Below are 10,699 nucleotides of genomic sequence, written 5' to 3'. Positions count from 1 at the left end.
CTCCTCTACTGCCCCATGGCCTCGCGCAGGCTGCGCGGGCGCATGTCCGTCCAGACCTGCTCGATGTGGTCGAGGCAGCTCTGCTTCTCCCCTTCGAAACCGGCCTCCCGCCAGCCGCCCGGCAGGGGCCGCTCGGCGAACCAGATGGAGTACTGCTCCTCGTCGTTGACCACGACCTTGTACTGGCCGTCGCGCATGTCAGTGCCTTTCCACTCGGGGGAGCCGGGTGATCGCCGGTGTCTTCTTCTCCTCGCCCTGGCCGCGCAGTTCCTCCACGAGCCCGGCCATGCCGGCCACGGTGGGCACCTGGAAGAGGCTGCGCATGGGCAGCCGGACGCCGATCTTCTTCCTGATGAGGGCGATGAGCTGGACCGCCACCAGCGAGTTGCCGCCCAGCTCGAAGAAGTCCTGCTCGACGCTGACGCGGCGGGCGCCGAGCACCTCGCCCCACAGCCCGGCGAGCACGCTCTCCAGCTCGTTGCGCGGGGCGACGTGATCGTCGGCGTCCAGGCCGGCCTCGCCGGCGGCGGAGGCCGCGGCCAGCTCGTCGGCCACGGTGTCCTGGGTCAGCTCGCGTACCCCGGCCACGAACTCGGGCAGCGCGGTGGCGTTGACCACGACCTGGACGCCCAGGTCGGTGGCGAGCAGGCGGCGGAAGGCCTCGGCGCCGTCCGCCGGCGGGATGCCGCGCTTGGCGCCGTCGAGGTCCAGGGCGACGCCCGCGGTCGCGGACTCCTCCTTCACCGTGACGTCCCCGGCCGCCTGCCGCGCGTCCTCGCCGATGGAGCGGGAGACCGCCTGCGGGTCGACGCGCCTGAGCACGAAGTCGGAGATGCTCACCACCGGCTCGCCGGCCTCGCCGTACAGGGTGAGATCGGCGGCGAGCACCTCGCCGCCGCCGGTGTCACGCAGCCGGGCGTGGCTCCACAGCGTGGCGGGCAGCGGGGCGTGCACGGTGATGCGGCCGTAGCCGAGCGGCAGGTAGCTGTGCTCGCCGGAGACGGAGATGAACGCGGTCGCCTCGTCCAGCAGCGCCGGGTGCAGCGGCAGGGCGGCCAGCTCGGGGGTGACATCGGGACCGGCCACCAGGTGGGCGAGCTGCTCGTTCCGGCCCAGCCGTACGGTGCGCAGGCTGGTCCATCGCGAGCCGAACGTGACCAGCCCGGAGGCCGAGGCGAACGGGTTGGCCTCGTCGGAGCCGTGGGTGCAGCGGGACCGTACCTCGGCCAGGTCCCCGGCGGTCTCCCCGGCCGCCACCCAGGCCGCCGAGCCTCGGGCGTGCGGGACCGGCTCGCCGCCGGCGATGCTCACCACCTCGAAGTCCATGCCGTCGCCGGTGGGGGTGAGCAGCACCCGCAGCTCGGCGCTGGACCCCTCGGCGACCGGCAGCGGCGCGATGAAGGCGACGTCGCGCAGCTCGATCGCGTGCCCGGGGCCAGGGGGCGGGACGGCCGCCTCGAACGCGGCGCGGGCGCTCTCCAGGTAGCCGGTGCCGGGCATCACCGGCACGCCCGCCACCCGGTGCTCGTCCAGGAGCCAGTGGGTCTCGGGCGACAGGGTCGCGGCGTACCAGGGCTGGCGGCCGGCGCTCTCGTGCCGGTGGCTGAGCACGGGGTGCTCCAGCCGGGTCACCCGGTCGCCGCGCTGCAGGGCGCGGAAGGCCACCGGGGCGGCGACCTCGGCGGCCATGCCGACCTCCAGCCAGGCCCCCCAGTTCACCGACAGGACCCGGCCGGGCCAGACGTGCGCGTAGGCGTCCATGAAGTTGTTGGCCGCGCAGTAGTCGACCTGGCCGAACCCGCCCGCGACCGCGGTCACCGACGAGCAGAGCAGCACGAAGTCGAGCGGCAGGTCGCCGAACACCTCGCGCAGCGCCAGCGTCCCGGCGATCTTGGGCGCCATGACGTCGTCGGCGGCCTTGCGCTCCTTGACCTCGGCCATGCCGCCGCCGGGGAGGCCGGCCGCGTGCACGATGCCGTCGACGCGGCCGAACCTGGCGAGCGCCTCGTCCTTGACCCGGCGCAGCGCCTCGGGGTCGGTCACGTCGGCCGCCGTCACGATCACCTCGGCGCCCGCCCGCTCCATGCGCAGCACCGCGGCGACGGCCCGCCGTACGCGCTCGGGGGCGCCGTCGAGCGTGTCCCACTCCGCACGGGGCGGCAGCCCGGAACGGCCGAGCAGGACCAGCTTGGCCTGGACGCGCCGGGCCAGGTCCTCGGCCAGCGTGAGGCCGATGCCGCCGAGCCCGCCGGTGATGACGTACACGCCGCGCGGGCGCAGCGGGTCGTCCTGCGGGGGTAGCGGCACCGGCTCGAAACCGCGCACCCAGCGGCGGCCGGCCCGCAGCGCGACGGGGGACGGCGGCACGCCCTCCTCCGGCTCCGCGGGTTCGGCGGCCAGCTCCGCCAGCACCTTCCCCACGTCGTACGGCCCCGCCTCCAGGTCGAGATGACGAGCCGTCAGCCAGCGGGCCTCCAGCGGGACGACGCCGGTGAGGCCGGCGACGGTGGCGTGCTCGGGCCGGTGGACGTCCTGGCCGGTGACGCCCTGCGTGGCGGTGGTCAGGATGTCGAGCCGCACCCCCGCCTCGCGCTCGGCGCCGGCCAGCGCCTGCACGAGGGCGAGCAGGCTGTGGAAGCCGAGGTCCTGCGCGGCGGTGGCCCGCGCCGCCGTGGTCGCGGGGTCGCCGTCCAGCGCCCAGGCGTGGATGACGCGGGCCGGGACTCCGGTCTCGGTGAGCAACGCCTCGTAGTCGTCGCGTTCGGCGGGGCGGATGGTGATGGTGCCGTCGGGGGCGGCGCCGTACGCGCTGCCGGGAACCACCCGGACGGCCTTGACCCCGGCCACGCGCAGCCCCTCCAGCAACGGCTCGGCGGCAGGGCCGGCGAAGACCAGGCAGCGCAGGCCGGTCAGTGCGGCGGTCCCGGCGGGGGCGAGCGGCGCCTGGCGCCAGGCCGGCGCCGAGAACCACTCCTCCAGCGGCAGCGCGCCCGCCCGCGGCGGCCGGGTGAAGACGAGCTCCGGGTCGAACGCGGTGCGTACCCAGTGCTCGGCGCGCTCGTACGGGTAGGCGGGAAGCGGGACGCGGCGGGCGGGCTCGGCCAGGGCGTCGGTGTCCAGCGGGACGCCCGCGGTCCAGAGGGCCCCGGCCGCGGCGTAGACGATCTCCAGGTCGGGCCGGGCGTCGGCGGGGCCGGGGAGGCTGGCCAGCGGCTGCGGCGCGGACTTGGGCAGCTGGGTCCTGGCCAGGCCGGCGAGCTGGCGTCCCGGACCGCACTCCACCAGCCGCCACTCGCCCTCGGCGACGAGCGTCGCCACGCAGTCGCCGAACCGGACCGCCTCGCGCAGGTGGCGCGTCCAGTAGCCGGGGTCCGTGGCCTGCTCGGCGGTGATCCAGGTGCCGGTGACGTTCGACAGGAACGGCAGGCCGGGCGCGTGCCGGGCCGCGGCGGCGACGGCCTCGTGGAAGTCGCCGAGTATCGGGTCCATCATCGCCGAATGGAAGGCGTGCGAGGTGCGCAGCGCGGTGTGCTGGACGCCGCTCTCCTCCAGCCGGGCGGCGTAGGCGGCGATCAGCTCGCCGGGTCCGGCGACGACGCACGTTCCCGGGCCGTTGACGGTGGCGATCGACAGGCCGTCGGGCAGGTCCCCGCGTACCTCTTCCTGGTCGCGGCGCACGGCCAGCATCGCGCCCGGCGGCATGCTCTGCATGAGCCGGCCACGCGCGGCCACCAGGCGCAGCGCGTCGGGCAGGGAGAAGACGCCCGCGACGGTCGCGGCCACGTACTCGCCGATGCTGTGCCCGATCATCGCGGCCGGCTCCACGCCCCACGAGCGCCACAGAGCGGCCAGCGCCCACTCCACCGTGAACAGCGCGGGCTGGGTGAGGCCCGTCTGCCGCAGCCGCTCGTCGGCGGCCTCCTTCTCGTCCTCGGCAGGGAAGAGCAGCGTGCGCAGGTCCAGGCCCAGCTCGTCGCGCAGGATCGTGGCGCACTCGTCGACCGCGGCGGCGAAGACCGGCTGGGTGGCGTACAGCCCGGCGCCCATGCCCGCGTACTGCGCGCCCTGGCCGGAGAACAGCCACGCCACCTTGGGCGTGCCCGCCTTGCCCTTGACCACGCGGCGTGGGGTGGTCAGCGCCGTGATCGCGTCGGCGGTGTCGGAGGCCACCACGGCGGCCCGGTGCGCGTATCGCCGCCGGCCCGTCCGCAGCGTGTGGGCCACGTCGGCCAGGTCGCTCTCGCTGCCCTTGAGGTGGCCGGCCAGCCTGGTCACGGCGGCGTCCAGCGCGGCCGGGGTCCGGGCCGACAGCAGCAGCAGGTGGGCGGGGCGCGGCTGGGCGGTGGGCAGCGGCGCGGGCGGCGCCTGCTCGACCAGCACGTGCGCGTTGGTGCCGCCGATGCCGAACGAGCTGACGCCCGCGCGGCGCGGGAAGCCGTTCGTCTCCCACTTGGTCAGCGTCGAGACGACGTGGAAGGGGTTGGTGCCGAAGTCGATGCGCGGGTTCGGCTGGTCGTAGTTGAGGCTCGGCGGGATCATGCCGTGCTCCAGCGCGAGCACGGTCTTGATGAAGCCCGCGATGCCGGCGGCGGGGCCGAGGTGGCCGATGTTGGTCTTGACCGAGCCGATGCCGCACCAGCCGGCCTCGTCGGTGCCGGCGCCGAGCACGCTGGAGAGCGCTCCCACCTCGATGGGGTCGCCCAGCGAGGTGCCGGTGCCGTGCGCCTCGACGTAGGTGACGGTGCGCGGGTCGATCTGGGCGACGCCCAGCGCCTGCGAGACCGCGGCCGCCTGGCCCTCGGCGCTCGGCGCGGAGAAGCCCATCTTGGTGGCGCCGTCGTTGTTGATCGCGTTGCCGATCACCACGGCGCGGATGTGGTCGCCGTCGGCGACGGCGTCCGACAGCCGCTTCAGCACGGCCATGCCGCCGCCACCGCCCCAGATCGTGCCCGCCGCGGAGGCGTCGAAGGCGCGGCAGTGCCCGTCGGGGGCGTAGATGCCGTCCTGGTGGAACTGGTACCCCCACTCGGCGGGCATCTCCAGGGAGGCGCCGCCGGTGAGCGCCATGTCGCACTCGCCGGTACGCAGCGCCTCGCAGGCCACGTGCAGGGCGACGAGCGAGGAGGAGCAGGCGGTGTGCAGGGTGAGGCTGGGGCCGCGCAGGTCGAGCTTGTACGACACCAGCGTGGCCAGGTAGTCGGGGTGGTTGCCGGTGTAGACGGCGAGGTTGCCGACCGAGGCGAACACCTTCTTGTTCGGCCGGATGTACAGCCATTGATACTCGTCCGAGCCGATCGCCCCGTAGACCCCGATCTCGCCGTGATAGCGGGCGGGGTCGTAGCCGGCGTCGTCCAGCGCGGTGCTGGCCAGCTCCAGGAACATCCGCTGCTGCGGGTCGCGCAGCTCCGCCTCGCGCGGGGACATGCCGAAGAGGGCGGCGTCCAGGGACCGGTAGTCGTCCGCGATCGAGGACGCCGCCACGAACGTCGGATCGTCCAGCAGATAGTCCGGTACGCCGAGCGCCTCCTGCTCCTCACGCGTGTAGAAGCGCACCGACTCGACGCCCCCGACCAGGTTGCGCCAGTAGGCGGGCACGTCCTCGGCGCCGGGCAGACGGCAGGCCAGGCCGACGACCGCGATCGGCTCGACACCGAGCCCCTCTTCCTCGTGGTTGTGCGCAGCGGTCATTCGTTACTCTCCCGTCTGGCCCGGTAAGGCCGAGTTGAGGGTCGTGCCCGGCGCGCCGCGACCCGCATGGCGGCGCGCTTCGTTCCCGCGGCGCGGCGCTCGCCGTCGAGGTGTGCCGCGAGCGTCCGTACGGTCGGGAAGCGGAACAGGTCCACGATCGGCACCTCGCGCCCGAGCGAGGCGGTGAGGCGGGCCTGAACCTGAGCGGTGGCGAGCGAGTGCCCGCCGATCTCGAAGAAGTTCGCGTCGGCGGAGATCCGCGGCTGGCCGAGGACCTCCCGCCAGATGCCGGCGACCAGGCGCTCGGTCGCGGAGGCGGGCTCCTGGCCGGGCCCGGCCGCGGCCCGCGGGGGAGGGGCGGGCAGGGCGGCCCGGTCGACCTTTCCGTTCGGCGTCAGCGGCAACACCGGCAGGAGCACCAGCTCGGCCGGGAGCGCGTAGTCGGGCAGACTCGCCGCGAGATGCCGCTGTAGCTCACCGGCCTGTACGGCCGCGCTCGCCGGCACCGCGTAGGCGTGCGGCACCGGACCCCCGGGCTGCTCGGCCACCCTCGCGGCGGCCGCCCGGACACCGGGATGGGCGGCCAGCACGGCCTCGATCTCGCCGAGCTCGACCCGGTATCCGCGGATCTTCACCTGCCCGTCGGCCCGCCCGGCCAGCACCACCCGGCCTTCCGGGTCATGGCGGCCCAGGTCGCCGGTCCGGTAGCGGGCCGTCTCGCCGTCCGCCTCGTGGCTGAAGCGCAGCCGCGTGAGCTCCTCGTCCAGGTACGCCTGCGCCAGCCGGCGGCTCCTGACCACCACCTCGCCCAGTTCCCCCACGGCGGCCGGTGCCCCGCCGGCGTCCAGCACGATCAGCTCCGCCCCGTCCACGCCGCGGCCGACCGGTACCTGATCGCCGGTGCCGCCCAGGTGGCCGGTGATCTCGTGGACCGCCTGCGCCTGGGGCGTCTCGGTCGTGCCGTAGGTGTTGACCAGGCGGGCCTTCGGCGCCACCGCCGCGAACCTGGCCACCTCCGCGTAGGTCAGCCGGTCTCCGCCGAACAGCACCAGCCGCAGGTCGGGCAGCTCCACCCCGGCCGCGGCGATCAGGGTGGCGAGCTGCGGGGTCAGGTGCGCCACCGTGACGGCCCGCTCGCGCAGCCAGGCCGCCAGCCGGGCCGGGTCGCGCACCCGGTCCTGGGCGGGCACGTGCAGCGTCGCCCCCAGGGTCAGCGGCGTCCAGGCGTCCCGGAGCAGCGGGTCGTGCGCCAGCCCGGCCAGCAACGCGAACCGGTCGGCCGAGGTCAGCGCGTACTCGGCCGCGTACCAGGACAGAAAGCGGGCCAGCGGGCGTTCGGTGGCCCGCACCGGCTTGGGCTCGCCGGTGGTGCCGGAGGTGAACGACAGGTAGCCGCGCTGCTCGAACGGCACGGGGAACGACGGCATGGGCCCGGCCGGTCCCGCACGTTCGGCCGGTCCGCCACGTTCGGTCGGGTCGGTCGGGTCGGTCGGGCCGGTCAGGTCGGGAAGCCAGGCCAGGTCGGGAGGCACGGAGACGCCGGGGCAGGCGATCAGCGCGCGGGCTCCCGCCGCACGGGCCTGGGCCGCGAGGCGGGCCGGCGGCAGGGCGGAGTCGAGCACCGCCCAGCGGGCTCCGGCGCCCAGGACGCCGAGCATCAGGGCGGGCAGTTCGCCCGCGCGGGCGGCCAGGATCGCCACCGTGTCGCCCGGACGAACGGCCGCGGACACGGCCCCGCCGGTCGACCTCGCGAGGCGGGCCAGGGCGGCATAGGTCAGCTCGCCGTCCTCCCCGGCGACCGCCACCCGCTCGCCGTCCGCCCGTCCGGGAGCGTCCCCTACGTGCTCCTCCTCCCCCTGTGCGGGAGCGTCCCTTACGTGCGTGTCGGCCGCCCAGGCGAGGACGCGTTCCACCACCCCGGGTCCGTCCCAAGTGGGGAGCGGGGTGGTGCCGTCCGGCAGGCTCGTGTGGCCGACGGGCGGGTGCGCGGGGCGGAGCGACGCCTGCCGGACCGGCCGCCCGGGAGCGGTGACGAGGTCGCCGAGAATGCGGAGGTAGCCCTGGAGCAGTTCCTCGATCCGCTCCGCCCGGAACAGCCGGGGGTTGTACACGGCCTGCAGCACGTACCGTCCGTCGCGTTCCCCGACGTACAGGGTCAGGTCGAACAGGGCGCCCGGCAGGCCGGGCGGCAGCGGGACGGCCGTGACGCCGGGCAGCTCCAGCCGCGGCTCGGTGAAGTCGTACATGTTGAACAGCACCTGGACCAGCGGGTTCCTGGACAGGTCGCGGCCGGGGCCGAGCCGGTCGACCAGCCGCTCCAGGTGCACGTCAAGGTGGGCGAGCGCGCCGGACAGCGTCTCCTGGCAGCGCCGCACGTGCGTCTCGAAGGAGTCGGCGTCGGCGACGCGCAGCCGTACCGGGAGAACCTGGACCAAGCAGCCGGTCAGCGGGTGGAAGGCCGGATCGCGCCGGTCGGCGACGGGCGCGCCGACGATCAGGTCGTGCCGGCCGGTGAGGCGCCGCAGGACCTGCGCGAACGCGGCCAGCATCACCGCGTACGGCGTGCTGCCCAGACCGGCGGCCAGCGAGCGGACCCCGGCGCTGACGGCGGCGTCGGCCTCGGCGCCGGCCCCCGCGCCCTCGAACGTCTGCACCGCCGGGCGCGGATGGTCACGGGGCAGGTCGAGCACGCTGGGCGCGCCCTCCAGATGGTCCCGCCACCACTCCAGGCCCGCCTCCTGGTCGCGCCCGCCGAGGTAGGCCACGTACCCGCCGAACGACGTGCGCAGCGCCGCCGGCGACTCGCGGCGGTAGGCGCGGCTGAGGTCGTCGTAGAGCACCTGCTGCGACCAGCCGTCGAAGACCAGGTGATGCGCCGTCACGGCCAGCACGTGTTCCCGGTCGGACAGGCGCAGCAGCCGGGCCCGCCACAGCGGCCCCGCCGCCATGTCGAAGGTGAGCCGGGCCTCGGCCTCGAGACGTTCAGTCACCCGCGCTTGCGAGACATCCTCCACCGGCAGCGGCACCGGGCCGGGCGGCGACACGGCGACGGCGGGAACCCCGTCCGACTGCGGCACGCGCCATCTCAGCACCTCGTGCCGCTCGGCCACCACCGCCAGGGCGGCGCGCAGGGCGTCGATGTCCAGCGGTCCGGACAGGCGCTGCGCCATCGCGATGTTGTGCGCGGGCGTGCCGGGCGCCAGCCGTTCCACGAACCACATCCGCCGCTGCACCGCCGACAGCGCGGCCGGCGCCGCGGCGAGCGGCTCGTCGCGCACCGGCGGGGCGAGCTCGGCCAGACGGGCGATCCCGGTCACGGTACGGCCCGCGAGCACGTCGCTGACCTCGATCTCCTTGCCGAGCCCGGTACGCAGCAGCGCGGTCAGGCGCATCGCCACCAGGGAGTGCCCGCCGGAGGCGATGAAGTCGTCGTCCGGCCCCGGCTCCCCGGTCCCGAACGCCTCGGCCCAGGCCGCCGCGACACCGCGCTCGGTCACGCTCGCCGCGGTCCGCACCTGCCCGGTGGCGCGCGGGGAGCCGGTCGCCGTCGCGCGCAGGGCCGCCATGTCGATCTTCCCGGCGACCGTCAGCGGCAGTACGGCCAGCCGTACCACCCTGGTGGGCGCCATGTACGCGGGCATGCTCTCCAGGCAGTGGGCCCGGACGTCCTCGATGCCCGGCGCGTCCTCCGGCGCCAGGTAGGCGGTCAGCTCCTTCAGCCCCGCCGGGCCGGTCGCCACGTCCGCCACCGCCTGCCGTACGCCGGGATGGGCGCGCAACACCGCCTCGATCTCGCCGATCTCGACGCGCTGCCCCTGGACCTTCACCTGCCGGTCCAGCCGGCCGATGAAGCCGATGCGGCCGTCGTCCTCCAGCACGACCTGGTCGCCGGTGCGGTACATGCGTGCCCCCGGCTCACCTTCCGGGTCGGGCACGAACCGCTCGGCCGACAAGCCCGGCCGGTCCAGGTAGCCGCGGGCCAGTTGCGGGCCGCCGATGCACAGCTCGCCCGGCGTGCCGGGCGGGCAGGGCCGGAGCAGGTCGTCGAGGATGTACGCCCGGCAGCCGGGCAGCGCGTACCCGATCGGCAGGGGCCTGTCCCAGACGCCGCCCAGTTCGGTGCCGACCACGCACACCGTGGTCTCGGTGGGGCCGTACCAGTTGAAGAAGCGCCGCCCGCCCGTCGACCAGCGGGCCACCTGCTCGGGGCCGGCCGGTTCGCCCGCGGTGAGCAGGTCGCGTAACCAGGGCAGCCGGTCGGGGTCCAGCAGCGGGAGCAGGGCGGGCGGGATGGTGCCCCAGGTCACCTGGTGACGTTCGAGGAAGCGCTGGAGCCGTACCGGATCGACCCGGTCCTCCTCCGGGATGAACATCACCGACCCGCCGCGCGCCAGCGGGGCGAAGACGTCGAGCACCGACACGTCGAACCCGAGCGCGGCGAATCCGATCGACCGGCACCCGGCGTCGAGCCCGAACACCTCGCCCGCCATCCGCACGAAGGTCACCGCCGAGTCATGGCTCACCACCACGCCCTTGGGTCGTCCGGTGGAGCCCGAGGTGTAGAGCACATAGGCCGCCGCGCCCGACGGCGTGACCCGCGCGGGCGGCTCGCCGTCGCCCGGCCGGGGCACCTCCTCCAGCCGGACGGGGAGCCCGGCCAGCAGTTCGGCGCCCGTCTCGTCCGCGACGACCGTGGTGATCCCCGCGTCCTCGACGATCCCGGACAGGCGCCGGCGCGGGTGCGAAGGATCCAGAGGTACGTACGCGCCGCCGGACATGAGGACGCCGAGCACGCAGACCAGCAGGCCGGGAGTACGGCGATGGCAGATGCCGATCCGCACCTCGGGCCCGGCCCCGAGCTCGCGCAGCCGGTGCGCCAGCGCCGCCGCCGCGGACACCAGCTCGCGGTAGGTCAGCTCGCGGTCACCCTGCCGCACGGCCGTCGCGTCGGGAGTACGCCCGGCCTGCGCCAGGACGAGGTCGTGAAGAAGCGCCCTGTCGGTCACTCTGT

3 protein-coding genes are annotated in these 10,699 nt (G+C 75.2%); all 3 read right to left on the bottom strand.

Annotated features, from left to right (window positions below):
• Window positions 1-5: 5 nt before the first annotated feature.
• The 3 genes from ACFWY5_RS15070 to ACFWY5_RS15060 are packed head-to-tail and all read right to left on the bottom strand — an operon-like array spanning window position 6 to window position 10,694.
• A complete protein-coding gene (locus ACFWY5_RS15070) occupies window positions 6-197 on the bottom strand; it encodes an MbtH family protein (protein ID WP_379612737.1) in 192 nt (63 codons plus the stop codon).
• 1 nt (window position 198) lies between these two features.
• Window positions 199-5,688 carry an SDR family NAD(P)-dependent oxidoreductase gene (locus ACFWY5_RS15065; protein ID WP_379632320.1) on the bottom strand — a complete coding sequence of 1,830 codons (5,490 nt, stop codon included), beginning with the start codon at window positions 5,686-5,688 and terminating at the stop codon, window positions 199-201.
• Window positions 5,685-10,694, bottom strand: coding sequence for an amino acid adenylation domain-containing protein (locus tag ACFWY5_RS15060; protein ID WP_379632318.1), 5,010 nt, complete (start codon window positions 10,692-10,694; stop codon window positions 5,685-5,687). The genes ACFWY5_RS15065 and ACFWY5_RS15060 overlap by 4 nt, the downstream gene beginning before the upstream one ends.
• Between the last annotated feature and the right edge of the window lie 5 nt (window positions 10,695-10,699).

The sequence above is a fragment of the Nonomuraea sp. NPDC059007 genome, from assembly GCF_042740555.1.
Taxonomy (GTDB): Bacteria; Actinomycetota; Actinomycetes; order Streptosporangiales; family Streptosporangiaceae; genus Nonomuraea.
This window is presented reverse-complemented; position numbering and strand designations above follow the sequence as displayed.